Origin of the sequence: Pseudomonas beijingensis (genome assembly GCF_030687295.1) — a bacterium.
Taxonomy (GTDB): Bacteria; Pseudomonadota; Gammaproteobacteria; order Pseudomonadales; family Pseudomonadaceae; genus Aquipseudomonas; species Aquipseudomonas beijingensis.
This window is the reverse complement of sequence record NZ_CP117425.1, coordinates 4150806-4175764: the sequence shown is the minus strand read 5'-3', so window position 1 is coordinate 4175764 and position 24959 is coordinate 4150806. Positions and strand designations below refer to the sequence as shown.

General features: G+C 62.1%; 23 protein-coding genes and 1 pseudogene. 11 read left to right on the top strand and 13 right to left on the bottom strand.

All coding sequences use genetic code 11. The annotated features are described in order from the left end of the window. Window positions 1-138: 138 nt before the first annotated feature. Window positions 139-1143 carry an NAD(P)-dependent oxidoreductase gene (locus PSH84_RS18800; RefSeq protein WP_122568606.1) on the bottom strand — a complete coding sequence of 335 codons (1005 nt, stop codon included), beginning with the start codon at window positions 1141-1143 and terminating at the stop codon, window positions 139-141. A 110-nt stretch (window positions 1144-1253) separates the two neighbouring features. On the opposite strand from PSH84_RS18800, the gene PSH84_RS18795 reads away from it, so the two are divergent. From PSH84_RS18795 to PSH84_RS18785, 3 genes are all read left to right on the top strand, one after another. Further along, complete coding sequence (locus PSH84_RS18795) at window positions 1254-1877, top strand: TetR/AcrR family transcriptional regulator (RefSeq protein WP_305481541.1); 624 nt, start codon at window positions 1254-1256, stop codon at window positions 1875-1877. A 142-nt stretch (window positions 1878-2019) separates the two neighbouring features. Then, the gene (locus PSH84_RS18790) at window positions 2020-2649 is read left to right on the top strand and encodes a LysE family translocator (protein ID WP_305481540.1); all 630 of its coding nucleotides are present in this window, start codon (window positions 2020-2022) and stop codon (window positions 2647-2649) included. A 52-nt stretch (window positions 2650-2701) separates the two neighbouring features. Continuing rightward, window positions 2702-3382 (top strand): class I SAM-dependent methyltransferase, encoded by a 681-nt coding sequence (locus tag PSH84_RS18785; protein WP_122568604.1) that lies wholly within the window; start codon window positions 2702-2704, stop codon window positions 3380-3382. On the opposite strand, the gene PSH84_RS18780 is transcribed toward PSH84_RS18785, so the two are convergent. Together PSH84_RS18780 and PSH84_RS18775 are read right to left on the bottom strand one after the other, a co-directional pair. Beyond that, window positions 3371-3943 carry a histidine phosphatase family protein gene (locus tag PSH84_RS18780; protein ID WP_122568603.1) on the bottom strand — a complete coding sequence of 191 codons (573 nt, stop codon included), beginning with the start codon at window positions 3941-3943 and terminating at the stop codon, window positions 3371-3373. The two genes, PSH84_RS18785 and PSH84_RS18780, sit on opposite strands and share 12 nt — an antisense overlap. A gap of 194 nt (window positions 3944-4137) precedes the next feature. Next, complete coding sequence (locus tag PSH84_RS18775; protein WP_305481539.1) at window positions 4138-5379, bottom strand: OprD family porin; 1242 nt, start codon at window positions 5377-5379, stop codon at window positions 4138-4140. A 241-nt stretch (window positions 5380-5620) separates the two neighbouring features. On the opposite strand from PSH84_RS18775, the pseudogene PSH84_RS18770 reads away from it, so the two are divergent. The 8 genes and pseudogenes from PSH84_RS18770 to PSH84_RS18735 all read left to right on the top strand — a co-directional run bounded on the left by PSH84_RS18770 (window position 5621) and on the right by PSH84_RS18735 (window position 13919). Next, a pseudogene (locus tag PSH84_RS18770) lies at window positions 5621-6569 on the top strand (LysR family transcriptional regulator). Between the two features lie 92 nt (window positions 6570-6661). Next, on the top strand, window positions 6662-7453 hold the full coding sequence (locus PSH84_RS18765; RefSeq protein WP_305481538.1) for a putative hydro-lyase: 792 nt from the start codon (window positions 6662-6664) through the stop codon (window positions 7451-7453). A 40-nt stretch (window positions 7454-7493) separates the two neighbouring features. After that, window positions 7494-8033: a hypothetical protein gene (locus tag PSH84_RS18760; protein ID WP_305481537.1), complete on the top strand. Its 540-nt coding sequence runs from the start codon at window positions 7494-7496 to the stop codon at window positions 8031-8033. A gap of 193 nt (window positions 8034-8226) precedes the next feature. Continuing rightward, window positions 8227-9162, top strand: coding sequence for a LysR family transcriptional regulator (locus PSH84_RS18755; protein WP_122568598.1), 936 nt, complete (start codon window positions 8227-8229; stop codon window positions 9160-9162). A gap of 97 nt (window positions 9163-9259) precedes the next feature. Then, window positions 9260-10639: a UDP-glucose dehydrogenase family protein gene (locus PSH84_RS18750; protein WP_305481536.1), complete on the top strand. Its 1380-nt coding sequence runs from the start codon at window positions 9260-9262 to the stop codon at window positions 10637-10639. A 176-nt stretch (window positions 10640-10815) separates the two neighbouring features. Continuing rightward, window positions 10816-11523, top strand: coding sequence for an HPP family protein (locus PSH84_RS18745; RefSeq protein ID WP_305471062.1), 708 nt, complete (start codon window positions 10816-10818; stop codon window positions 11521-11523). Window positions 11524-11657: 134 nt separating this feature from the next. Next, entirely contained in the window at window positions 11658-12764 is a 1107-nt protein-coding gene (locus PSH84_RS18740) for an enoyl-CoA hydratase/isomerase family protein (RefSeq protein WP_305481535.1), read from the top strand. A 3-nt stretch (window positions 12765-12767) separates the two neighbouring features. Beyond that, a complete protein-coding gene (locus PSH84_RS18735; RefSeq protein ID WP_305481534.1) occupies window positions 12768-13919 on the top strand; it encodes an acyl-CoA dehydrogenase family protein in 1152 nt (383 codons plus the stop codon). A 254-nt stretch (window positions 13920-14173) separates the two neighbouring features. Here PSH84_RS18735 and PSH84_RS18730 read toward each other — a convergent pair whose 3' ends face one another. The 10 genes from PSH84_RS18730 to PSH84_RS18685 all read right to left on the bottom strand — a co-directional run bounded on the left by PSH84_RS18730 (window position 14174) and on the right by PSH84_RS18685 (window position 24956). Then, window positions 14174-14947, bottom strand: coding sequence for an enoyl-CoA hydratase (locus PSH84_RS18730; RefSeq protein ID WP_305481533.1), 774 nt, complete (start codon window positions 14945-14947; stop codon window positions 14174-14176). Between the two features lie 13 nt (window positions 14948-14960). Continuing rightward, on the bottom strand, window positions 14961-16088 hold the full coding sequence (locus PSH84_RS18725; RefSeq protein WP_305481532.1) for an acyl-CoA dehydrogenase: 1128 nt from the start codon (window positions 16086-16088) through the stop codon (window positions 14961-14963). Window positions 16089-16097: 9 nt separating this feature from the next. Continuing rightward, the gene (locus PSH84_RS18720; RefSeq protein WP_305481531.1) at window positions 16098-17285 is read right to left on the bottom strand and encodes an acetyl-CoA C-acyltransferase; all 1188 of its coding nucleotides are present in this window, start codon (window positions 17283-17285) and stop codon (window positions 16098-16100) included. 16 nt (window positions 17286-17301) lie between these two features. Further along, window positions 17302-18063, bottom strand: coding sequence for an SDR family NAD(P)-dependent oxidoreductase (locus PSH84_RS18715; protein WP_122568592.1), 762 nt, complete (start codon window positions 18061-18063; stop codon window positions 17302-17304). 16 nt (window positions 18064-18079) lie between these two features. Continuing rightward, window positions 18080-19744, bottom strand: coding sequence for an AMP-binding protein (locus PSH84_RS18710; protein ID WP_305481530.1), 1665 nt, complete (start codon window positions 19742-19744; stop codon window positions 18080-18082). Window positions 19745-20141: 397 nt separating this feature from the next. Continuing rightward, entirely contained in the window at window positions 20142-21599 is a 1458-nt protein-coding gene (locus tag PSH84_RS18705) for an ArnT family glycosyltransferase (protein ID WP_305483182.1), read from the bottom strand. 67 nt (window positions 21600-21666) lie between these two features. After that, window positions 21667-21960 carry a lipid-A-disaccharide synthase N-terminal domain-containing protein gene (locus PSH84_RS18700; protein WP_305471050.1) on the bottom strand — a complete coding sequence of 98 codons (294 nt, stop codon included), beginning with the start codon at window positions 21958-21960 and terminating at the stop codon, window positions 21667-21669. Window position 21961: 1 nt separating this feature from the next. Next, window positions 21962-22705, bottom strand: a complete 744-nt coding sequence (locus PSH84_RS18695) for a glycosyltransferase family 2 protein (protein WP_305481529.1) — start codon at window positions 22703-22705, stop codon at window positions 21962-21964. Between the two features lie 25 nt (window positions 22706-22730). After that, window positions 22731-23702, bottom strand: a complete 972-nt coding sequence (locus PSH84_RS18690; protein ID WP_305481528.1) for an NAD-dependent epimerase — start codon at window positions 23700-23702, stop codon at window positions 22731-22733. Window positions 23703-23939: 237 nt separating this feature from the next. Further along, a complete protein-coding gene (locus PSH84_RS18685; RefSeq protein ID WP_305471046.1) occupies window positions 23940-24956 on the bottom strand; it encodes an AraC family transcriptional regulator in 1017 nt (338 codons plus the stop codon). Window positions 24957-24959 lie beyond the last annotated feature (3 nt).

The following is a 24959-nucleotide window of genomic DNA, read 5'->3' as shown; positions in this document are numbered from 1 at the left end:
CGCCAAGCGAAGGCACATCGGGCATAGCCATTGAGTCAAGACCGTCAGGCCGTCACCTCAGGCGGCCTGACTTTCGAGACCCGTGTCTTTTTGAGAAGCCACCGAGGAAACGGTCAGCACACGGGATTGCCTAGTTGATTACGCCTGCAGCCTGCGTAACTCACCGCCCTCCTCCTGCAGACGCTCCAGATACGCGGCGGCGTCCAACAGTTGATAAGGGAAATAAAGCCCTGGCGGAGTCGGTGGCTGGCCGTCCAAGCCGAGCAGCCGTTCCAGAGTCATTGCGACGCTGAGGCCGGTCAAAGGTGCAGCGCCTGCCGGGTGGATGACCGCATGACGTGTATGCAGCGGCTCGCCCTTGAGGCCCTCGCCAACGAGTTCGATGATGATCTCGGTAGACATCGGCCTGCCTTGGCGTCGGCTTGAGCTCACCGCGGTGGCCAGGTTGAACTGGACATTCGGCGCGCCCGTCGCCGTCGCCAGGCCGACGACATCAATGGACGAGAAGCCGGAAGCCTCGATTTCCGTACCATCCACCGCATGGAAGCTTGCCTTGGACGCCTCCCCTTCGCGCCAGACGAAGACACCGTCGCGCCGTGTCAGCGCGGCAGGCAGCATTTTGTTCAGGTGTTCAAAATCGCTGGCGACGGTCGGGCCGCCCGTGTCCTGCTCATCGACCAGTGCGTTGATACGGATGTCGTGAACCCGGCCGAATGCCTGGGCAATGCTCAGCGTCGACACTGTCGTCGCGCCTACCAGCCATTCGTAACCGAGGACAATGGGCGAGGCGTCAGGCCTGTGCATGTACGTCGCAATTTCCGGCGCGATCTCGAAAACGCCGGAGGAAATGCTGAGGTGCGGCACGCCGCGCTTTTGCGCAAAACGCAATCCGGCAAGGGCGTGGTCCATATAAAAGACCACGACGCCGCTGACCGGGCGATCGCCGAGGCCCAGGTCATCTGCGGCGGAGTCAATCAACACGCCCCGCGCCCCGCCCATGTGCTCGGCGGCGCGCTGAGCCTTGGCAAGGTCGCGACCACCGATCAACAGCGGTACGTCGGGATGAGCGGCGCGCAGCGCCCGGGCGGTGTGATGGCCAATGGCGCCAGAACCACCCATTAGCAAGATAGGATCAAGTGACATGGTGTGTTCTCCTTGTCTCTGGTTTAAACCTACTTTCAGTAGGTAAGCTAACACACCATCACATACTTGAACCTACCATTGGTAGGTTTTTATCGGCCAGGAACGAAAACGTGCAGAAAAACACTCAGCACAGCCCCATCAGTTCCCCTCCCCGCCGGCTTGCCAAAGCCGAACGGCGGCGACAGTTGCTGGATACCGCGTTATTGATCGTGCGCGAGGAAGACGCGGATCGCTTGACCTTGGGGCATCTGGCCGTTCGCGCCGGCGTGTCCAAACCGGTGGTCTACGATCATTTCGGTACCCGTTCGGGTCTGTTGATCGAGCTCTACAAGTGGATCGATACCGAGCGGGTCAGCGCTTTCCGTGACGCCATGTCCAAGACTGCCCGGAGCCTGGAAGAGACGGCCCTGGTCCTTGCCAGCGCCTACATTCATTGCGCTGCCGATAACACCGATGAATTCCATGCCGTGGGCGCAGCCCTGGCAGGCAGCGAAGAGAAGGCGGCGGTGTTCCAGGAGCTCTTGGATAACTGTGTGCAGATGTTCATGTCTGTGCTCGAACCTCACACGACGTGGCCAGCGGACGAACTTGAGCGATGCTGCATTGGCCTGGTTGGCGCGGGAGAAGCCCTGTCCGGCGCGTTGGTACGGGGGCGCCATGGCGAGGACGAGGTCATTGAAACATTCGCTTCACTGATTCGCAGCGTCGTAAGGCCGGCTGCGGCGCAGCGTTAGGCACTGGGCATGCTGGTGTTTTCGCCAGGCTCGGTGGATTCATCGCGAGAGACGACTGTTGCTATCAGATAGGCCCGGACTGTAACTGACGCCCTCCTCGCCCTTCGCTTACTGTCGTGGCTCATCCCACGGAGTGATCCCCATGCCGGATACCGCCAATCTCTGCCTGTTCGTGGTTGCTGTCGTGCTTCTGCTGATCGTTCCGGGGCCCAACATGGCCTTCGTCACCAGCCACGCGTTGGCCCACGGCTGGCGTGCCGGTGTCGCGGCCGCCCTCGGCATTTCCTTTTCGGACGTGCTGATGACGCTGATGGTCAGTGCTGGCATTGGCGCGCTGGTGATGAGCTGGGCGCCAGCGTTCGACGTGCTGCGCCTGGCCGGGGCCGGGTATCTGCTGTGGCTGGCCTGGCAAGCACTGAGAACGCCGGCCGCGACGCAGGATAGCCAGCTCCAGGCGGCTTCGCTGTGGAAAATCTTCTGCCGAGGCGCCCTCAACAGCCTCTTGAATCCTAAGGCGCTGCTGTTCTTCATGGTGTTCCTGCCGCAGTTCGTCAACGTCAAGGCCGGCGGCGTGAGCCTGCAGTTGATCTTCCTCGGAGCGTTGCTGGCACTGATTGCCCTCGTCTTCCATACCCTGCTGGGTGTTTGCGCCGCGCAGCTCAGGGCGAAACTGGCAAGCGGCGGGATTTCAAGGCGCCTGGGCACATATGGTTTTGCCGGGGTCATGGCAGCGCTGGCGGCACGCCTGTTGTTTCTTGATCGGCCGCTGTGACCTGGGCCAACGATTGTCCTATGCTGACCCCATTCACTGCGGAGCTGGATACATGTCGACCTCCGAAACCACCCTCCTCCAAAGCTGGCACCACAACGCCCAAGCCTGGATCGAAGCCATCCGCACCGGTGCCATTGAAAGTCGTCAAACGGTCACCGACCAGGCCATGCTGCTCGCGGTACTGAGCCGTCAGCCCGAGCGAGCGCTGGATCTGGGCTGCGGCGAAGGTTGGTTGTTGCGAGCGCTGGCTGAACGGGGCATCGAAGCAGTGGGTGTGGATGGCGACGCGACGCTGGTCGATGCGGCTCGGACGTCAGGTTCCTCGCCGGTGCATCTGGCCAGCTATGAAGCGCTGGTGGAGGCTAAGGTGGACGTCGGCAGCGGCTATGACCTGATCTGCGCCAACTTCGCCCTGTTGCATCAGGACATCATCCCGTTGTTCACCGCGATGAACGCCCTGCTCCGCCCGGGCGGCGCGTTAGTGATCCAGACGCTGCATCCCTGGACGGTGGCGGCGGGTAACTATCAGGACGGCTGGCGCGAAGAAACCTTCGATGGGTTCAAGGGCCAATGGCAACCCATGCCGTGGTACTTGCGCACCTTGTCCAGTTGGCTCAATGCCCTGGACATGGCGGGGTTTCGACTGGTGGGCCTGCAGGAACCGCAGCACCCACAAAGTCCGGTGCCGCAGTCATTGCTTTTGGTGGCCGAGCAATCCCCGTCATGGCGTTAACGACTCGACGGTAAAACACCCCGACCGATATATCCTGCGCGCCTGCATGCCGCGCTTTTGCAGGGTTTTCCTGACGGTTCTGAGGAACATGCCGTGGGAGACAATGATTGTGATCTTCCCTGGCTCATCGCAGCTGTTGTAAAGCTCATCGGCCACACCAAGCGCCCGTTGGTGTTCGGCTTTTCGGGTCGCGGCCCCCAGTGAAATCCCCAGCAACCACAGAATCCTGTGCAACGCGAACCAATGCCTCAAGCCCATCCTCAGGACGGGAATACTGCTTAAGCGCAGGTCATACTCGCGTAATCGAGCATCCTGTCGGATACGCGCCACGTCGAACAACCTACATGCCGTCGCGTAGGCTCTATTGACGGGCGAGGACAGGATGTTGGCTTCGCTCGCCAGGAGCACTTGAGACACGTCCGGCTGGCTCAGGAATGCTGCAATTTCAGCCTCATCAATAGATGAGGTCTGGTTGTATTCATCCAGCAGAAGCTTGGCCGAACGGGCATTGCAGGGCTGGTAGTCGATCAGCGGCGTGGCATGGCGTATCAGGTAAATCACAGCAACAGCTCCTTGTTTTCCCGGTAAATCCCTTTAGACGCGCACCTGTATACAGGCAACGACGCCATTCATCGAGTGCCATGCTGTGTTATTCAGAGGTAGTGACCCTGTGGCGAGGGAGCTTGCTCCCGCTCGGCGGCGCGGCGTCGAAGACGCGGTGGCCACTTCCTCGCCACAATTTGCCGGTGGGTTTCTTACCACAGCGCCATCGTGTAGCTGACGATCAATCGGTTCTCATCCAGATCGTTGCCAAAATTCGAGCGCACCGTCGCGTTGCGCCATTTCAAGCCCAGCCCCTTCAATGTGCCGTCTTGCACCACATAGGCAATGTCCGTATTGCGCTCCCATTCCTTGCCTTCGCCCGCGGCGCTACGCTGGACGTTGTCGCCTGTGATGTAGCGAGTCATGAAGGTCAACCCGGGTACGCCAATGGCCGCAAAGTTGTAGTCATAGCGCGCTTGCCAGGAGCGCTCGTCGACGTTGGCGAAGTCGCCGATCTGCACGAAGTTGACCAGGTACGGATCACTGCGACCGATGTAGGGGAACGGATCGTCGCCGCTCATGCGCTGGTAGCCCAGGCCCAACGCATGGCCCGCCAGGCTGTAGGTGAACATGGCGCCGAAGGCCTGGTTGTCGAGTTCGCGAAAACTACCGTCTTCGGTACTGCGCGAATAACGCACGTCACTCTTGAATGACTGGCCTGCGCCCAGGTCCAAGGTGTGGACGAACCCGAGGTAGTTTTGCTGATAGATGTCTTGCAACTGGCTGTAGCGGTATTGCGCCGTGAGGTTCGGCAGGAACTGATAGTCCGCCCCGGCGAACTGGAACCTGTCGCTGCTGCCGCCGATGCGGTTGGCGGTCATGTCCTGGTAGTCGGTGGAGTCGACAAAGTTGATCTGCGTGAGTTGCCCGGCGGTCAGTTTCAAGCGCTCGATTTCCTGCACGCTCAGTAACCCACCCTTGAACGTTCCCGGCAACAGGCGCGTGTCGTTGGAACTCACCGCCGGGTCCTTGATCTGCAACGTCCCCAGTTTCAAGGTGCTCTTGGACAGGCGCACCTTGGCGGTCAGGCCCAGTTCGCCATAACGGTCTTGGGAACCGCCCGACAAATCCGCTGGCAACAGATTGGTGCCGGCCGTGCCGCCCCCGGAATCCAACTTGAAACCAGCCATGCCCAAGGCATCGAGGCCGAACCCCACGGTCCCGGCGGTGTATCCCGACTCCAGCCGCAGCAGAAAGCCCTGGGCCCATTCCTCGGCCTTGTCCCGTGCCCCTTCCTGGCGAAAGTCGCGGTTGAAGTAGAAGTTGCGAGCCTCCAGGCTGCCCTTGCTGTCGGCGATGAAGTCAGCCTGGGCGCACGGCACGCCGATCAGGCTCAAGCCGAGCAAGGTGCCCGCCGAGGTGCAGGTCCATCGAGGGAATGTGGCGTGTTGCATGGCGCGCTCCTTTTTTGGGCGCGAGCGAACCCTCCAGGGGCTGTGCGCACGCCTCGTTATTGTTGTCATGGGGATGCCGGCGCAGTGGGGCTGCGTCGTGGAGCGGATTCTTTGCGGCGGATCCGCGCAGCGTCAAACGGGAAAAAAGCCGGATCGGACATAAGAAAAATTGATGCGCTCGATGGCCCGATCTGGAGTAACAATTGCAATCATAAGAACCACACGCCTCCCGAGAGCCTTCATGAACCTCAAATTCCTCGAAACCTTCGTCTGGGTCGCCCGGCTGCAAAGCTTCAGCCTCACCGCCGAGAAGATGTTCAGCACCCAGGCGGCGATCTCCAGCCGGATCGCCTCGCTGGAGGAGGAATTGGGCCTGCGCCTGTTCGTGCGCGATTCACGTGGGGTTTCGCTGACACCTGAAGGCCTCAAGGTGCTCGACTACGCCGAACAGATGCTCGACGTCCAACGGGCGTTGAAGCAGTCACTGGACACCAGCAGCCCGCAGCAAGGCCTGGTGCGCATCGGCGTGATGGACACGGTGATCCACACCTGGCTCAGCCCGTTGATGTCGATGCTGATGCAGGCCTTCCCCGCCGTGGAAATCGAAATCACCGCCGACGCCGCCCGCAACCTCTGTGAGCAATTGCAGAAAGGCTACCTGGACATCGTGTTCCAGACCGATCTGGTCCGCCACGAAAGCGTGCGCAACCTGGAATTGGGGCATTACCCCATGCACTGGATCGCCGCCAGCCAGTCGATCTATGCCCGGCCCTATGCGTCGCTGGTGGAGATGGCCAGTGAGCGCATCATCACCTTCGTCAAGCATTCGCGACCGCATCAGGACGTGCTCAACCTGCTGTACGCCCGTGGCGTGAGTGCGCCGCGGGTCAGTTGCGTCAATTCGGTCTCAGCCATGACCCGGCTGATTCGCGACGGTTTCGGCATCGGCGCCTTGCCCGGCCGCGCTGGTGGCCAAGCCCCTGGCCAGCGGCGAATTGATCCAGCTCGAACCCGGTACCGCCCTGCCCCAATTGGACGTTGTTGCGTCCTGGCGCGCTGGCGTCGGCCTGGAGTTGATCGAGAACATCGTCCAGATGAGTCGCCAGGTGGTCAGCCAGTACGCCGTCGATGTCGGGCCGCAGCGCATGGTGGCGGCCCCCGGTCTGAACAGCCAAGCGCCGCTCGAATAACTTTTAGTTGTCGCGGGGTACCAATATTTCCTTGTTGGACGTCATCGCCGCGGTGTTCTCAAAGTAGCGAACGAACACTTGGAGAACCCGTGATGACGTCCTTCGAACAACTGCAGCAATGCACGCCTCTAGCCCTGCGCCAAAGCATCGCCGCCGGCCAGTACCAGGGCCATACCAGTGGCCTGGGCCAGGGTCGCGTGCAAGCCAATATCGTGATTCTGCCCGGCGATTGGGCCAATGAATTCCTGCGCTACTGCACCCTCAACCGCCAGGCCTGCCCGGTGCTGGACGTGACCGAGCCAGGGGATCCGTTCTTCCGCAACCTGGGTGCTGCCATCGATATCCGCCATGAGGTGCCTCAATACCGGGTCTATCGCCAAGGCGAGTTGTGCGAATCGCCGCTGGACATCGAACACCTGTGGCAGGACGACTTGGTGGCCTTCGCCCTCGGTTGCTCGTTCTCCTTCGAACAACCCTTGCTGGAGGCCGGCATCCGTTTGCGGCACATTGAGTTGGGGCGCAATGTCGCGATGTTCCAGACCAACATCGACACGCGCCCCACCGCTCGCCTGTCTGGCAAGATGGTGGTGACCATGCGGCCGATGAAAGCCGCCGCCGCCATCCAGGCGATCCAGATTACCGGGCGCATGCCCAATGTTCACGGCGCACCGGTGCACATCGGCGATCCGTCACTGATCGGCATTCAATCCCTGGACACGCCGGATTACGGTGATGCCGTGCCGGTGGAAGCGGACGAGATCCCGGTGTTCTGGGCCTGCGGTGTGACACCTCAATCGGTGGTCCAGGCCTCGCGCCCACCGCTGTGCATCACTCACGCGCCGGGCTGCATGCTGGTGACGGACCTATGGAACAGTGACTTGTAAGCCTCGAACGAGGCTGTTTTTCAACTTGAAGGGAGACACGATGAACACTGCTCAGCGCTCGATTCAACAGTACATCCGTGCCAAGGACGGCAACCGCCCGCACCTGCTGGACCAGGCCTTTATGCCGGCTGCTATTCTGGACATGGTCGTGCGCACCGGTTCCATCAGCTTTCCCGACCACGTTGAGGGCCGTACCGCCATTGGCGATGTGCTGGTCACTCGCTTCGGCCAGACCTTCGAAAACGTCTACACGTTCTGCCTGGCCGCCCCGCCACCAGCCAACGTGGAGGCGTTCCAGTGCCGATGGCTGGTGGCGATGTCAGACAAGAACAGCGGCGAGGCACGGGTCGGTTGTGGCCTGTATGACTGGCAGTTCGATCCGCAGTCGCGACTGGTCGAGGGATTGATCATCACCATCGAACACATGAAGACCCTGCCGGCGACCGATCTGCCGATGGTCATGGCCTGGGCATCGAAGTTGGACTATCCATGGTGCCGGCCTGAAGCGGCTATCGATAATGTTCCGGATTTAGCCGAGTTGCGAGAAGTAGTCCTGTACATGGCTAATGCCGAGCAGTGAAGAATATGAAACCTGCCTGGCCACTGTGCGAGGGGACTTCCCTGTGGGAGTAAAGTTTGCTCGCGATGCACGCACCTCGATTTCCAGGAAGAGCGAGTTATCTTCATCGCGGGCAAGCCTTGCTCCCACAGGTTGGGGATAGGCCCGTCGCCACTGTTTCCATGCTTCATGACTGTGCCAAGGGAACTCCGAAGTGAACATCAAGTTTCTCGAAACCTTCGTCTGGGTGGCCCGCCTGAAGAGCTTTCGCCTCACCGCGGAAAAGCTATTCACCACCCAGGCCTCCATTTCCAGCCGGATCGCCGCCCTGGAGGACGAAATGGGCGTGCGCTTGTTCGTGCGCGACTCCAAAGGGGTGTCGCTGACCTCCGAAGGCCAGCGCGTGCTGGAGTACGCCGAGCGCATCATGGACACCATGCAAAGCATGAAAGCCGTGATCAAGGACCCGCGCCAGGTGCGCGGCCGGATCCGCATTGGCGCGATGGATACGGTGATCCACACCTGGCTCAGCCCCTTGGTGACACGCCTGATGGAATGCTACCCGGCCCTGGAGATCGAACTGTCGGCCGATACCGCAAGCAACCTCTGCTCACAGCTGGAAAAAGGCTACCAGGACATCATTTTCCAGACCGACATCCTGCGCCTGGACAGCGTGCGCAACGCACTGCTGACCCGTTATCCGATGCACTGGGTGGTGCGCACCGGCTCCGCCTATGACCGACACTATGCGTCACTGGAAGACCTGTCCCAGGAACGCATCGTGACGTTCTCGCGCAACTCGCGGCCCCACCAGGACATCCTCAACCTGCTGCACTCGGCCAACATCGTCTCGCCGCGCATCAACTGCGTGAACTCAGCCTCGGCCATCACCCGCCTGGTTCGCGACGGTTTTGGCATCGGCGCCATGCCCGCGGCGCTGGTGGTCGGCGAGCTGGCCCAAGGCACATTGACCTTGGTGGACGGCGTGCCGCTGCCATCGGTCATGGACATCGTCGCCAGTTGGCGGACCGGCGCCGGGATGGAGCGGGTGGAAGACATTGTCAGCCTGACTCGGGAAGTGGTGGGCGAGTTCGTCGCGCAATTGCCGGCAGCGTACCGATTGACGGCGCAAGACTTCAGCGGACTGTAAGTGAACTGCAATATCCCCGACTTATTCTGAACCAAGCGCACTGCGGCGAACGCTGGTTGTGCATGTCGCTTACTCGGAATGATCCAGGGAATCCGCCATGAAGATCAGTGTATTCGGAAGTGGTTACGTAGGTTTGGTGCAAGCCGCCGTGTTGGCCGAGGTAGGCCATGACGTGGTGTGCATGGACATCGACGAACGCAAGGTCGACAGCCTTCGGCAAGGCCAGGTGAGCATTTTCGAGCCCGGCCTGGCCACGCTGGTGCGTGAAGGCCTGGAGGCCGGACGCTTGCACTTCACCTGTGACGAACAGCTTGCCGTGCAACACGGCCAGGTATTGTTTATCGCGGTGGGCACGCCTTCCCGGGACGATGGCAGTGCCGACCTGAGCCAGGTCCTGGCCGTTGGCGAGGCCGTCGCCCGTTATCGCGAGCAACCGCTCATCGTGGTGGAGAAGTCCACCGTGCCGGTGGGCACCGGTGACGTTCTGCGGGCGCACATCGACAAATGCCTGCTCAAGGCCAGTCGTTTGCTGCAGTTCGATATCGTTTCCAACCCCGAATTCCTCAAGGAAGGCTCGGCGGTCGCCGATTGCCGTCGTCCGGATCGCATCGTGATCGGCTGCGAACGTGATGAAGTGCGCGAAACCATGCGCGACCTGTACGCACCGTTCAACCGCAACCACGACCGGGTCCTGTTCATGGACCTGCGCAGCGCCGAGCTGACCAAATACGCCGCCAACGGCATGCTGGCGACCAAGATCAGCTTCATCAACCAGATCGCCGAACTGGCCGAACACCTGGGGGCCGACATCGAATCCGTGCGCTTGGGCATCGGTGCCGACTCGCGCATTGGCTACCACTTCATTTACCCGGGCTGCGGCTACGGCGGCTCGTGCTTTCCCAAAGACATGCGCGCGCTGATCCACACTGCCGAGCAGGCCAACTGCTCCAGCGACCTGCTGCAAGCGGTGGAAGCCATCAACGGTCGGCAGAAACACAAACTGTTCGAGCGGATCAAGGCGTTCTACCAGGGCGATCTGCGCGGCAAGACCTTCGCGTTGTGGGGCCTGGCCTTCAAGCCCAACACCGACGACATGCGCGATGCGCCGAGTCGCACCCTGTTGGAGTCGCTCTGGGCCGCGGGGGCCAGTGTCCGTGCGTTTGACCCGGAGGCGATGCAGCAGACGCAACTGCTCTATCCCGACGAGACCCGACTCATGCTGATGGGCACGCCAGAGTCGGTGTTGCCGGGGGCCGACGCACTGGTTATCTGCACAGAATGGCAGCCCTTCAAGGCGCCGGACTTCGACTTGATCCGGCAGCGGCTCAAGGCCCCGGTGATTTTCGACGGTCGCAACCTGTTCGACCCGGAACGCATGGCCGACAAGGGCTTCACCTATTTCCCGATGGGTCGCGGCCAGTCACGCAACCTGCCCATTGCCCAGCAAACGTGGTTTCCTGCCTCAAGAAGCGCTTGAGCCCGAGCCTTACCTCAAAATTAATGCACTCAACCAGCATTAATATGAATTTGTAAGCGGAGGTTGTGAGCGGCACACTGTGTACCGTTCCTCCCCCAACTGTTGGAACACTTAAAGGGCTTTCTGGGACTTTCCCGTAAGCCCCTTTTTTTGTTCGTTTTTTGGATTTTCGCTTAATGCTTTCTCGCTGGTTCCCCGCCGCTATCAATACCCGTCCCACCGAATGGAGCCGCGCCGCCATCGGCATGGCGTTGGGGACGATGTTCAGTGTCTGGCTATGTGGCCAGGTCTTTGGTCTTGAGGTAGCGCAGCACCTGATCGGCCCCCTCGGCGCCTCGGCCGTACTGTTGTTTGCCGTGTCCTCGGGCGCCCTCGCCCAGCCCTGGTCGATTGTCGGCGGTTACCTGTGTGCGTCGGTCGTGGCGCTGTTGGTGGCTCATGTATTGGACCGAACCCTGGGCAGCGCCTGCCTGGCGGCCGGCATGGCACTGGTGTTGATGTGCTGGCTGCGTTGCCTGCACCCGCCGGCAGGCGCCCTGGCGGCGACCTTGGTGCTGGCGGACTCGGCCATCATTGCCCTGGACTGGCAGGCCGTCGGCGCGGCCATGCTGGCGGGCTTCGGGCTGCTCGCCTTTGCGCTGGCCTACAACAACCTGACGCGGGTGCGCTATCCCAAGCGCGCCAGCGAGCCGGTGGCCGTCATACCGGCCGACCACCCTCCCGTCGACCGGCAGGCCATCACCGCAGAAGACCTGAAACTGGCTTTGGCGGAAATGGAAGCCTTCTTCGACGTCACCCCGGAAGATCTCGAACAATTGATCCACGTCAGCGAACGAAATGCCAAGCGCCGCAGCATCACGGAGGTTCTTTCACGTCGCGGTTGAGCCTGTGGCTGCTATAAATATGCAGACAGGACCTGCACGTATCCCGGTTGTGCAAGGCAAATTTGCACTGGTACGATCCTGCATGGGTACGCGCGACACAATTCATAAAAAACAATAAAAGCAGGGAGTTAGCGATGACAGCTCAGGTTTCATCCCAAGCTGCGGAAACCATCGAATCCGTGACCCATGAGGTGCTGGTCGACGTTCGCAATCACATTGGCCATTTGACCCTGAACCGCCCCGCCGGCCTCAATGCCCTCACCCTGGGCATGGTGCGCAGCTTGCAGCAACAACTCGATACTTGGGCACTCGACCCACACATTCACGCCGTGGTACTGCGTGGCGCGGGCGACAAGGCCTTCTGCGCCGGCGGTGACATCCGCTCGCTGTACGACAGCTATAAGCAGGGTGACACCCTGCACGAAGATTTCTTCGTCGAGGAATACGCCCTCGACCTGACGATCCACCACTACCGCAAACCGATTCTCGCCTTGATGGACGGCTTCGTGCTGGGCGGCGGCATGGGCCTGGTGCAAGGCGCCGACCTGCGGGTCGTGACCGAACGCAGTCGCCTGGGCATGCCGGAAGTGGCCATTGGTTATTTCCCGGACGTGGGTGGTAGCTATTTCCTGCCGCGCATTCCCGGTGAGCTGGGGATCTACCTGGGTGTCAGCGGCGTACAGATCCGGGCCGCCGACGCGTTGTATTGCGGGCTCGCCGACTGGTACCTCGACAGCCACAAGCTCCAGCAACTCGACGAACGTCTCGATCGGCTCGAGTGGCACGACATGCCGCTCAAGGACCTGCAGAACCTGCTGGCCAAACTCGGCCAGCAACAGCTCCCTGCGCCCCCTCTGGCCGACTTACGGCCGGCCATTGACCATTTCTTTGCCCTGCCCGATTTACCGAGCATGGTCGAGCAGTTGCGCCAGGTCACCGTCGCCAACAGCCATGAATGGGCGCTGAAGACCGCCGACGTGCTGGACAGCCGCTCGCCCCTGGCCATGGCCGTGACCCTGGAAATGCTGCGGCGCGGCCGGCATTTGAGCCTGGAAGACTGTTTTGCTCTGGAACTGCACTTGGACCGGCAATGGTTCGAACGCGGTGACCTGATCGAAGGCGTGCGCGCCTTGCTGATCGACAAAGACAAGAGCCCGCGCTGGAACCCGCCGACCCTGGAGGCGCTGGACGCCGACCATGTGACGAGTTTCTTCGACGGCTTCGACGACCACGGGAACTGAGCCATGCACGACCTCGAACTGACCGAAGAACAAGTGATGATCCGCGACATGGCCCGGGACTTCGCCCGTGGTGAAATCGCCCCCCATGCCCAGGCGTGGGAAAAAGCCGGCTGGATTGACGACGGCCTGGTGGCGAAGATGGGCGAACTGGGCCTGTTGGGGATGGTGGTGCCGGAAGAATGGGGCGGTACCTACGTCGATTATGTGGCCTATGCCCTGGCCGTGGAGGAGATCTCCGCCGGCGACGGTGCCACCGGGGCGCTGATGAGCATCCACAACTCGGTGGGTTGCGGGCCAGTCCTGAATTTCGGCACCGATGAACAAAAACAGACGTGGCTGGCCGAGCTCGCCAGTGGACAGGCCATTGGCTGCTTCTGCCTGACCGAGCCCCAGGCTGGCTCCGAGGCCCACAACCTGCGCACCCGGGCCGAACTGCGCGATGGCCAGTGGGTGATCAATGGCGCCAAGCAGTTCGTCAGTAACGGCAAACGGGCGAAACTGGCAATCGTGTTTGCCGTGACCGACCCGGAGCTGGGCAAGAAAGGCATTTCGGCGTTCCTGGTGCCTACCGATACGCCGGGGTTCATCGTCGATCGCACTGAACACAAAATGGGCATTCGCGCCTCGGACACCTGTGCGGTCACCTTGAGCAACTGCACAGTTCCCGAGGCCAACCTGCTAGGGGCTCGCGGCAAAGGCCTGGCGATTGCGCTCTCCAACCTGGAAGGCGGCCGCATCGGCATCGCGGCGCAAGCCTTGGGCATTGCCCGCGCAGCGTTTGAAGCGGCGCTGGCCTACGCCCGTGATCGCGTCCAGTTCGACAAGCCGATCATCGAGCACCAGAGCATCGCCAACCTGCTGGCCGACATGCACACCCGCATCAACGCCACCCGCCTGCTCTTCCTCCACGCCGCCCGCCTGCGCAGCGCCGGCAAGCCGTGCTTGTCGGAAGCCTCCCAGGCCAAGCTGTTCGCCTCGGAAATGGCCGAGAAAGTCTGCTCCTCGGCCATACAGATTCACGGTGGCTACGGATACCTCGAGGATTATCCGGTAGAGCGCTACTACCGGGATGCGCGGATCACCCAGATCTATGAAGGATCGAGCGAGATACAGCGGATGGTCATCGCCCGGGAGTTAAAAAACTACCTGGTGTGATGGCTGGGAAAGCATCGCGAGCAAGCTCGCTCCCACAGGTTTGGTGGTGTATGCAGATGCTGAATACACTCCAGATCCCATGTGGGAGCGGGCTTGCTCGCGAAAGCGGTGGGTCTGTCACTGAGATGCTGGATGTATCGGCCTCTTCGCGAGCAAGCTCGCTCCCACTGGGTCCGGTGATGTACACAAAAATTGCCTACACCGCAGATCCACTGTGGGAGCTCGCTCGCGATGGCGTCAGTGAGTACGCCGCATTACTTGTCCTGAAACTCCGCCGCCCGCTTGGCCACGAACGCCGCCATGCCTTCCTTCTGATCCTGCGTCGCGAACGCCGCGTGGAATACCCGGCGCTCGAAACGTACGCCTTCAGACAGGCTGACCTCAAAGGCGCGGTTGACGCTTTCCTTGACCATCATGCTGATGGGCACCGACTTGGAGGCGATCAGCGCGGCGGTTTTCAGCGCATCGTCCAGCAGTTCATCAGCCGGCACGATCCGCGCGACGATGCCGCAACGCTCGGCTTCCACCGCGTCGATAAAGCGCCCGGTCAGGCACATTTCCATGGCCTTGGCCTTGCCCACCGCCCGGGTCAGGCGCTGGGTGCCGCCCATGCCCGGCAACACGCCGAGGTTGATTTCCGGCTGGCCGAACTTGGCATTGTCACCGGCCAGGATGAAATCGCACATCAACGCCAGCTCACAACCACCGCCCAAGGCAAAACCATTCACCGCCGCGATGATCGGCTTGCGGCGGTTGGCCACGCGGTCGCTGTCGCTGAACAGGTCGTCCAGGTAGATCTTCGGGTAGGTCAGCTCAGCCATTTCCTTGATGTCGGCACCGGCTGCGAAGGCTTTTTTCGAGCCCGTCAGCACGATGCAGCCAATCTTCGGATCCGCCTCCAGGCTATCCAACGCCTGGTTCAGTTCGCTGACGATCTGCGCATTCAAGGCGTTCAACGCCTGGGGACGGTTGAGGGTGATCAGGCCGACGCGGTCCTTGATCTCCAATAAAATCGTTTCGTAGCTCATGCAGGACTCCTGTTCAAAGATTGCGCGAAATGACCATGCGCTGAATGTCGCTGGTGCCTTCGTAGATCTGACAGACCCGCACGTCGCGATAAATGCGCTCCAGCGGGAAGTCGTTGAGGTAACCGTAACCGCCCAGAGTCTGCAACGCCATGGAGCAGACCTTTTCGGCCATTTCCGAGGCGAACAGCTTGGCCATGGACGCCTCTACCAAAGCCGGCTGGCCACTGTCCCGCAGGGCGGCGGCGTGGTGCACCATTTGCCGGGCTACAGCGATCTGGGTCGCCATATCGGCCAGACGGAACGCCACGGCCTGGTGCTCGATGATCGGCTTGCCGAAACTGGAGCGCTCCCGGGCATAGTCACGGGCCGCCTCGAACGCAGCGCGGGCCATGCCCACCGCTTGCGCCGCGATGCCCACCCGGCCGCCTTCCAGGTTCGCCAGGGCGATCTTGTAGCCCTCACCCTCCTCCCCCAGGCGATTCGCCAGCGGCACCTTCACCTCCTCAAAGAGGATCTGGCACGTGTCGGACGCGTGCTGGCCGAGTTTGTCTTCGACCCGCGCCACGCTGTAGCCCGGCGAGTCGGTCGGCACGATGAACGCGCTGATGCCACGCTTGCCGGCGCTCGGATCGGTCACCGCGAACACAATCACCACCCCGGCGTTCTGCCCGGAGGTGATGAACTGCTTGCAACCGTTGAGCACGTAATGATCGCCCTCCAAGCGCGCCCGCGTCTTGAGGCTGCTGGCGTCCGAACCGGCCTGGGGCTCGGTCAGAGCGAAAGCGCCAAGCATCGCGCCGCTGGCCAGAGGCGTGAGGAATTTCGTTTTCTGCTCATCGTTGCCGAACTTGAGGATCGGCACGCAACCCACCGAGTTGTGCACGCTCATGATGGTCGAGCAGGCGCCGTCGCCGGCGGCGATTTCCTCCAGGGTCATGGCGTAGGCCAGGTAACCGGAGTCACAACCGCCCCACTGCTCCGGCACCAACATGCCGAAAAAGCCCAGTTCGGCCATTTCAGCGATGGCTTCTCGGGGGAAACGGTGCTCACGGTCCCATTCGGCGGCGAACGGTTTCAGGCGTTCCTGGGCGAACTGCCGGGCCATGTCGCGGATTTGGGTCTGTTCTTCAGTCGGGAGCATGGGGGTTCCTTAATACAGGCATTCGACGGCCATGGCCGTGGCTTCGCCGCCGCCGATGCAGATCGCCGCGACGCCGCGCTTCAAGCCTTTCTGGCGCAGGGCCGACAACAATGTCACCAGGATCCGCGCGCCAGACGCGCCAATCGGATGGCCCAGCGCGCAGGCGCCGCCGTGGACGTTGACCTTGTCATGGGCGATTTCCAACTTGTCCATGGTCACCAAACCCACCACGGCAAAGGCTTCGTTGACTTCGAACAAGTCGACTTGATCCAACGACCAACCGGTCTTTTGCATCAGTTTCTTCACGGCACCAATCGGCGCGGTGGGAAACAGGCTCGGGGTATCGGCGAACGCCGCGTGACCGTGAATCACCGCCAAAGGCTTGAGGCCACGCTGGACCGCCTGGCTCTGGCGCATCAGCACCAGGGCAGCGGCGCCGTCGGAAATGGAACTGGCGTTGGCCGCCGTCACCGTCCCGCCCTCGCGGAACGCCGGCTTGAGCGAGGCAATCTTGTCGATCCGCGCTTTGGGTGGCTGCTCGTCGTGGCGAATGGTCACTTGTTCCTTGCCGACCATGACCTGCAGCGGCACGATCTCGGCGTCGAAACTGCCGTCCTTGATCGCCTGCTGGGCGCGGGTGGTGGACGCAATGGCGAAGGCGTCCTGGGCCTCGCGACTGAAACCGTTGGTCTCGGCGCAATCTTCGGCGAAGGTGCCCATCAATCGACCTTTGTCGTAGGCATCTTCCAGGCCGTCGAGGAACATGTGGTCAAGCACCCGGCCATGGCCCATGCGGTAACCGCCACGGGCGCGATCCAGTAGGTACGGCGCGTTGGACATGCTTTCCATGCCGCCGGCCACCACCACCTCGGCGCTGCCGGCGATGAGCATGTCATGGGCCAGGATCGCCGCTTCCATGCCCGAACCGCACATCTTGTTCAGCGTGGTGCAGCGGGTCGACTTGTCGAGCCCGGCGCCCAGCGCGGCCTGACGTGCCGGTGCCTGGCCCTGGCCAGCGGCGAGCACGCAACCGAACAGCACTTCTTCAACCGCACCCGGCGCGATGCCGGCACGCTCCACGGCGGCCTTGATGGCGACGGCACCCAGTTGCGGGGCGGTGAGGCTTTTCAGTTCGCCCTGGAAACCGCCCATGGGGGTGCGGACGGCGCTGACGATGACAATAGGATCGTTGGACATCATGAATCCTCCAGACTTATTTGGCTGCCATGCGCAAGGCGCCGTCGAGACGGATCACCTCGCCGTTGAGCATGCTGTTCTCAATGATATGCCTGACCAGCGCCGCGTACTCGGAAGGTTTCCCAAGGCGCGGCGGAAACGGCACGCCGGCGGCCAGGGAGTCGCGCACCTCCGGGGTCATGCCGGCCATCATCGGGGTTTCGAAGATGCCCGGCGCGATGGTCATCACCCGGATACCGAAGCGCGCCAGTTCACGGGCGGCCGGCAGTGTCAGGCTGGCGATGGCGCCTTTGGAGGCCGCGTAAGCCGCCTGGCCGATCTGGCCGTCGAAGGCTGCTACCGAAGCGGTATTGATGATCACCCCACGCTCGCCGTCGGCATTGGCCTCGCTTTCGGCAATGGCCGCAGCCGCCAAGCGCAGCAAGTTGAAGCTGCCGATCAGGTTGACGTTGATCACTTGGCTGAAGCTGGCCAGTGCGTGGGGGCCGTTCTTGCCGAGGATCTTCTCGCCGCGCACGATACCGGCGCAATTCACCAGCCCATTCAGACCACCGAACGCATCGACGGTGGCCTTGACCGCCGCTTCAGCCGCGGCTTCGTTGCTGATGTCGGCCACCACGCTCTGGCAACCCAGCTTTTGCGCCTGGGCAGCCACAGCGTCGGCGTTGAGGTCCACCAGCATCACTTTGGCGCCGGCCTTGACCAGCATTTCACCGGTGGCCGCGCCAAGGCCGGAAGCACCGCCGCTGACGAGGAAAATCTTGTTGTCGATCTGCATCATGGTTTCCTTGGGTTCAAGCTGAAACGTTGTGCGCCAAAGTCTCTTGAACCTTGGCGATCTCCTGGTTGCGCAAGATGAAGCGCTGCAACTTGCCGCTTGGGGTTTTCGGCAAGTCGCTGACAAATTCGATTTCACGGGGATAGTCATGGGCCGCCAGGCGCTGGCGCACGTGCAGGCGCAGTTCCTCGGCCAGCTCCGGTGAGGCGCGGTATTGGGTGCTGAGCACCACGAAGGCCTTCACCAACTCGGTGCGTTCCGGATCAGGCTTGCCGATCACCGCCGCTTCCACCACGGCCGGGTGTTCGATCAGCGCGCTTTCCACGTCGAACGGACCGACCCGGTAGCCGGAGGTGGTGATCACATCGTCGCTGCGGCCGACGAAGCTGATGCTGCCGTCCGGGTTCAGTTCCACGGTGTCGCCGCTCAAGTAGTAATCACCAACGAAGGCCTTGGTCGGCGCGCCTTCGTAACCGGCGAACCAGCACATGGGCGACTGGCTGCGGTCCACCGCGAGAATGCCCGGTTCGCCCACGCCCAGCTCGCGCTGGTTTTCATCCAGCACCACGATCCGGTGGCCCGGCGAGGCGAAACCGGCTGCGCCCAGGTGCACCGGGTGTTCCAACCCATGGTGGTTGCACAGCACCATGCCCAGTTCGGTCTGGCCGTAATGGTCGTGGATTACCACGTTCAGGTTGTCGGCGAACCAGCGGATCACCTCCGGGTTCAACGGCTCGCCAGCACTGCTGACGATGCGCAGCTTGCCCTTGATCGAGCGGGCAAACTGCTCGCCGCCGGCAATCAACAGGCGATAGGCCGTGGGTGAACCGATCAGGTTGGTGATGGCGTATTTGTTGATGATCCGGCAGGTGCTTTCCAGGGTGAACGGGCCATCGTAGAAGGTAATCGGATGCCCCATGGCCAGCGGCCCGGTCACGCCAAAATAAATGCCGTAGGCCCAACCGGGGTCGGCGACGTTCCAGAAGGCGTCTTCAGGGCGCAGGTCCACCGCGTCGCGCATGTAGCTCTGGAACGCCGCGATGGCCTTGAGCGGCACCGACAGCGCCTTGGCGGGGCCCGTGGTGCCGGAGGTGAACATCAGCAGGAACGGGTCTTCGCCGGTGAGCATCAGCGGTTCGCACTCACTGGAATGGTTCGCCACTTCGGCCCAGAAACTGTAATCGCCGCGCACGATGCCCTGGCCCTTTTCGCCGCCCACCGTGACGATGGTGGGGCAACCGGCAACTTCGTTTAGCTTGGGACGGTTGACGGCGTCGGTGACGACGACCCGCGCGCCCGAGCTGCCGAGGCGGTGTTCGATGGCCTTGGGCCCGAACGCGGTGAACAGCGGTTGATACACCGCCCCGATGCGCCAGGTGGCCAGTACCACGATCAAGAGTTCCGCGGTACGCGGCAGCAGGCCGGCCACTTTGTCGCCCTGGCCGACGCCTTGGGCGCGTAGAAAATTGGCGAACCGCGCGGCGTTGTCCTGCAGGTCACGGTAGGTCCAGGTGGCGTCGCTGCCGTCACGGCCCTCCCAGAACAAGGCGATGCGACCCGGCAACGCATGCCGGTCGCAACACTCGACACAGGCATTGAGCGCCTCGAGCGAGCCGTGCAGTGCGGCGTTGACGGTGGGCAGGTAATCGAACTGCGACGTGGCGGACGAATAATCGCGCATGACCAGAATCCCTCTGTACTTTTTATTGGTTGGGGGAACCGTGAAGAGCAGGCAAATACTCGCGCCGAAGGGCGGTCGCGGCAATGGTCAAAGCCATCAAGTTGCTTGACTGGTTTGGCCATGGTTCGAGGGATGTGGTGCCAGCCAGGCCGTCATCGCGAGCAAGCTCGCTCCCACAGGGGATTGGTGGTGGGCCTCGATTCTGTGACCGCCCAAGCACTCATGTGGGAGCGAGCTTGCTCGCGAAGGCGGCCTGACAGTCGATCATGATGTGTCTGAACCACCGCTTTCGCGAGCAAGCCCGCTCCCACAGGGGATATGTGGTGGACACGAGTTTTGTGAACGCCCGCAACCCAATGTGGGAGCGAGCTTGCTCGCGATGGCGGCTGTCCAGCCACTACAAGGGCTGCTTCCAGGCAAATGAATAAACCTTCTCCGGCGCTGGGGACTGGCAGCGCTGGTTATCCGCATCGGGCCCCACCAGGAACCACTCAGCCCGAGAAGTATTCCCAACCCGACGCGCCTTTTGCGGGTCGTAGCAGCGAGCCAGGTCCCGCCCGGGCACCAAGGCAAAGGCCTGCGGGTGGCTGCGCAGCCAAGTGGCAGATTGTTCCAGGGAGTTGCCGTTATAAAAGCCAAAATGCACGATGGGTTGCCGGGCGAACAGCCAATGACCCTCGCGCCATCCCACGAGCACCAACTCGGCATTTGAAGTCAGCCCCGCGACATCACGCATCAAGGTCTGGTGGGGGTTGACACCTTCTCTGTAGGGCTCGATGAAACCGCGCACAAACCAGGCGCACAACCACACCACCGTCAAGGCAGCGAATACCGCCCTGCCCCTCGGCCACCGGCTGAACCAACGGTGCAGCATCCACGGCACAAGCGGCGCCACCAGCAGGATCAAGGCCGGCAACGCGGGAAAGATATACAGCTTGCGCTTGCCACTGCTCAGGCTGAAGAACAACAGCACCAGAACCACCCACCCCAGCAGCACCAGCACCCGACCGTCGTGCTTGAGCAACTGCCTGCGCCAGGCCGGCACCAGCCATGGCAGCATGAAAAAGATCGGCAGCCAGTACTTCGGAATCACCTGGACAAAGAAGTACCAGAAGGGTTCGCGGTGCTCCCAGGCATTGGCATAACGCCCCGCCGTCTGCTTCAGCAGGATCTCCTGGGCATAGGCCAGGCTGTCGGGACTGCCCTGCCACACGATCCACAACAAAGGCCCGAGCCACAGGGTGATCGCCGCCAGCGCCACAACCAGCCCCAGCCACCAGGCGCCCGCCTTGCCCGGCATGGACACCAGGCCTTTCCACCCTCGGCGCAGCCCATAGGCATAGGGAATCAGCATCAATACCGGTAGGAAACCCACGCCTTTGCTGATGATCCCCAGCCCCATCGCCCCACAGGCCAGGTAATACCAGCGCCACGCCGGGCCGAGCAGCAAATGCCGGCACAAGCCATAGATCCCCAGGATGGTCCAAAGCGCAAGGAAACCATCGATTTGCCCGGTACGCAGGATGCTGTAGGTCTGGTAGGTGGCGAGAAACAACAGCGCGGCGATCACCCCCACGCGTCGCCCCCATAAGCGCCGGCCCAGGTCATACAGACACGCGGTGGTGACGGCGCCGGCCAGCAACGCAGGCAGGTACAGGGCGACTTTCGGCAGGTGGGTCAGTTGCACGAACGACGCCACCGCCCACATGAACAGCGGCGGTTTGTCAGCGTAGATTTCCCCGGCACGATGGGGAATGAACCACGAGCCGTTCTGCAACATCTCCAGGGCAACGCCGAGGAAGCGCTCTTCATCGACGTTCATCGGTTGGCGCCAGCCCAGGCCCGCGCCGACCATGATCAAAGCCAACACCACAAGCGCCAGAAGCTCCAACCGCGAGGAAGACAATCGTATTCGCACCGTCTCAGCCTTTCTCGGCCAGTTCGCGGTTTTCCTGCCCGTGCTGCTTGGCGATCAACTGCAAATTGCGCAGGTACACGATGAAGCCGAAGGACTGGCCGACAATGAACACCGGGTCTTCGCGGTAGATGGCATAGGCCAGCAACAGTGCGCTACCGATGATGCTCAGGTACCAGAAGCCCACGGGAATCACGCTGCGCTTCTTGTATTCGCTGTACAGCCATTGCAGGGCAAAACGCCCGGTGAAAGCCAGTTGCCCGCCGAAGCCAACGGCCAGCCACAACGTTTCTCTGCCCATGTCACACCTCGGTTTCTTGCGCGTGGATATCCAGTCGGGTGCGCTTGATCAGCCACCACACCCCGAACAGATCGACAATGCCCACCAGCGCCCGGTCGAGGTTGCCGTAATTGGACACCCCGGCCCCACGCTCACGGTGATTCACCGGATGCACCAACATCCGGCCGTTGTGACGGCGGATCAGCGCCGGAATAAAGCGGTGCATGTGATCGAAATACGGCAGGCGCAGAAACGCCTCGCGCTCGATCAATTTGATGCCGCAGCCGGTATCGGGCGTCTGGTCCTTGAGCAGGCTGGCCCGCAGTTTGTTGGCGAACCGCGAGGCCCACCGCTTGCTCGCCGTGTCCCGGCGGTTGACGCGATGCCCCGCCACCAGCTTGACGCCGGCGGGTGTGCCCTCCGAACCGCGTACCAGGTCGAGCATCTTCGGCAGGTCGGCCGGGTCGTTCTGCCCGTCGCCGTCCAAGGTTGCCAACCAATGCCCGCGGGCCAACTCAGCCGCGTGGTAGATCGAGGTGCTCTGCCCGAGGGAGCGGGCGTGGCTGAGCACCCGCAACTGGCGATAGCCACTGCCTTGCAACGCCCGCAGTTCAGCGGCGGTGGCGTCAGTGCTGCCATCGTCCACCACGATGACTTCAAAGGCCTCGTCGGCCAGCGCCGCATGCACTTCTTCCAGCAGCGCAATGAGGTTGCCGGCTTCGTTCTTTGCCGGAATCAGGACCGACACATAAAGGGTTTCGTGCATGACGCTCCTGTAAAAAGCTGAGGGGTTAAACGCGGTAATACGCGCGGTACCAATCGACAAACGACTGCACGCCGACGGGCACCGCGACTTGTGGGCGAAACCCGATGTGTTCCTCCAGCTCGCGGGTGTCGGCCCACGTGTCGACCACGTCGCCCGGTTGCAACGGCAGGAAATGCTTGATCGCGGGGATGCCCAAGGCCTCTTCCAGGCACTCGACAAACTGCAAGAGCTTCACCGGCGCGCCGAAGCCGATGTTGTAGAGCTTGTGGCGCACCCCCGTTTCATTGGCCGGCGGCCGCGGCAACAACCGCACCAGGCCTTCGATGATGTCGTCGATATAGGTGAAATCCCGCGACATGGCGCCGTCGTTGTAAAGGTCAATGGCACGACCGTTGAGGATGGCCTCGGTGAATTTGAGCGGCGCCATGTCGGGCCGCCCCCAAGGTCCATACACGGTAAAAAACCGCAGGCCGGTGGTGGGAATGCCATAGAGATGCGAGTAAGCGTGGGCCATCAGTTCATTGGCGCGCTTGGTCGCCGCATAAAAAGACACCGGCTGATCCACCGGGTCGGTCGTGGCATACGGCAGGCGTTCGTTCAAGCCATACACCGAGCTGCTCGAGGCGAACACCAGGTGTGCCGGCCGATGGGCACGGCAGGCTTCCAACACGTTGAGGAATCCCACCAGGTTGCTTTGGGCGTACAGGTCGGGATTGTCGATGGAATAGCGCACGCCAGCCTGGGCCGCCAGGTGAACGACGTACTCGAATGGGGTTTGCGCAAACACCTCCAGCAGCGCCTGTTTGTCGGCCACGTCCAGCCGCAGGAAGCAGAAATTGCGGTATTCGGCCAACAACGCCAGTCGCGCCTGTTTCAACTCGACGCTGTAGTAGCTGTTGAGGTTGTCGATGCCGATGACCTGATGGCCCTCGCGGCACAACCGCCTGGCCGTATGAAAACCGATAAACCCTGCGGCGCCGGTGACCAATACGTTCATGCGTTGCCCAAAACGGTCACGTGCATACACTACCCTGATGGATGGCCCGGCTCTTCCGGCACCTGCACAGGCTTTTATCAAAGAAAAATGACGGTTTTATGAGCGAGCCAGTCAGCTAAGCGAAATCCCCTGTGGGAGCGGGCTTGCTCGCGAAAGCAGTGTGTCAGTCACAGAGATGCTGGTGTTGCCGACCTCTTCGCGAGCAAGCCCGCTCCCAAAGGGATTTTCGGTGTCGGATCAGTCGGATTCGTTGAGAATCAGGCTGCGATAATGCCCCGGGTTGGACCCGGACCATTTGCGAAACGCCTTGTAGAAGGAGCTGGCATCGGCGAAGCCCAGGCGCGAGGCGATTTCGACGAAGCTGATGGAGGGCTCGGCCAGCCAGGTGATCGCCAACTCCTTGCGCACGCTGTCCTTGAGGCCTTGGTAGGTCTGGCCCTCCTCCGCCAAGCGGCGGCGCAGGGTCGAGGCGGATACGCACAACTGCTGGGCCAGGGCCTCGGTTTCCGGCCACTGTTCGGCAGGCAATAGCCGCAGGTCGTGGCGGATACGGCTGGCCAGGCTTTGCGGATCGCGGTATTTGACCAGGATGTTGGCCGGGGCCCGGGCCAGGAAGCGCTTGAGTTCATCGGCGTTGCGCCGGATGGGCAGGTCGAGGCATTCGGCGGCGAAAATCATCCGGGTGCGCGGTCGGTCAAAGCGCAGGTTCTGGGAGAACATCACCCGGTAGTCGTCGCAGAAATCCGGCGCCGGGCAACGCAGCTCGACGGACAGAATGGGAATGCGCCGCCCGGCCAGCCAGCAGGCCACGCCATGGACGATCATCCAATAGGTAAAATAGGTAAACGCCCGGCGCGGCGCCTGGTCATCTTCCAGCAGCACGATCTCCGCCAGGCTTTGCTGGCGCATCCACTGGGCCGGCAGGTGTTCGAGCATCAGCGACAGAAACCCAAGTCCCGCCGTCAAGCCGCTCGCCAGCGTGGGCTGGGCCATGGCGCACTGGCAGAGAAACGCCAGGCTGCCGGACTTGAGCTTGCGCGGGTCCATGCCAAAAAACTCGTCATCCAGGCGCTGGGCCAGCAAACGCCAGAGCCGCGCATAGGCATGGGCCGGGACCCGCGCCTGGGCGTCGTCGAGCAGCGCCGGGTCTATGCCGACCTTGCTCAGGACCTCCTCGGTAGCCGCCCCGGGTGCGCAGCTTTGCAGCAACGCCTCACGCACCAGCTGGATGGAGATGGTGTCTTTTTCCGACATGGC

Excerpts from the sequence above, each read along its gene's own strand:
- PSH84_RS18800 (WP_122568606.1), bottom strand. The coding sequence starts at position 1,143 with ATGTCACTTGATCCTATCTTGCTAATGGGTGGTTCTGGCGCCATTGGC.
- PSH84_RS18790 (WP_305481540.1), top strand. The coding sequence starts at position 2,020 with ATGCCGGATACCGCCAATCTCTGCCTGTTCGTGGTTGCTGTCGTGCTT.
- PSH84_RS18785 (WP_122568604.1), top strand. The coding sequence starts at position 2,702 with ATGTCGACCTCCGAAACCACCCTCCTCCAAAGCTGGCACCACAACGCC.
- PSH84_RS18775 (WP_305481539.1), bottom strand. The coding sequence starts at position 5,379 with ATGCAACACGCCACATTCCCTCGATGGACCTGCACCTCGGCGGGCACC.
- PSH84_RS18765 (WP_305481538.1), top strand. The coding sequence starts at position 6,662 with ATGACGTCCTTCGAACAACTGCAGCAATGCACGCCTCTAGCCCTGCGC.
- PSH84_RS18760 (WP_305481537.1), top strand. The coding sequence starts at position 7,494 with ATGAACACTGCTCAGCGCTCGATTCAACAGTACATCCGTGCCAAGGAC.
- PSH84_RS18750 (WP_305481536.1), top strand. The coding sequence starts at position 9,260 with ATGAAGATCAGTGTATTCGGAAGTGGTTACGTAGGTTTGGTGCAAGCC.
- PSH84_RS18745 (WP_305471062.1), top strand. The coding sequence starts at position 10,816 with ATGCTTTCTCGCTGGTTCCCCGCCGCTATCAATACCCGTCCCACCGAA.
- PSH84_RS18740 (WP_305481535.1), top strand. The coding sequence starts at position 11,658 with ATGACAGCTCAGGTTTCATCCCAAGCTGCGGAAACCATCGAATCCGTG.
- PSH84_RS18735 (WP_305481534.1), top strand. The coding sequence starts at position 12,768 with ATGCACGACCTCGAACTGACCGAAGAACAAGTGATGATCCGCGACATG.
- PSH84_RS18730 (WP_305481533.1), bottom strand. The coding sequence starts at position 14,947 with ATGAGCTACGAAACGATTTTATTGGAGATCAAGGACCGCGTCGGCCTG.
- PSH84_RS18725 (WP_305481532.1), bottom strand. The coding sequence starts at position 16,088 with ATGCTCCCGACTGAAGAACAGACCCAAATCCGCGACATGGCCCGGCAG.
- PSH84_RS18720 (WP_305481531.1), bottom strand. The coding sequence starts at position 17,285 with ATGTCCAACGATCCTATTGTCATCGTCAGCGCCGTCCGCACCCCCATG.
- PSH84_RS18715 (WP_122568592.1), bottom strand. The coding sequence starts at position 18,063 with ATGCAGATCGACAACAAGATTTTCCTCGTCAGCGGCGGTGCTTCCGGC.
- PSH84_RS18710 (WP_305481530.1), bottom strand. The coding sequence starts at position 19,744 with ATGCGCGATTATTCGTCCGCCACGTCGCAGTTCGATTACCTGCCCACC.
- PSH84_RS18705 (WP_305483182.1), bottom strand. The coding sequence starts at position 21,599 with ATGGTCGGCGCGGGCCTGGGCTGGCGCCAACCGATGAACGTCGATGAA.
- PSH84_RS18700 (WP_305471050.1), bottom strand. The coding sequence starts at position 21,960 with ATGGGCAGAGAAACGTTGTGGCTGGCCGTTGGCTTCGGCGGGCAACTG.
- PSH84_RS18695 (WP_305481529.1), bottom strand. The coding sequence starts at position 22,705 with ATGCACGAAACCCTTTATGTGTCGGTCCTGATTCCGGCAAAGAACGAA.
- PSH84_RS18690 (WP_305481528.1), bottom strand. The coding sequence starts at position 23,702 with ATGAACGTATTGGTCACCGGCGCCGCAGGGTTTATCGGTTTTCATACG.
- PSH84_RS18685 (WP_305471046.1), bottom strand. The coding sequence starts at position 24,956 with ATGTCGGAAAAAGACACCATCTCCATCCAGCTGGTGCGTGAGGCGTTG.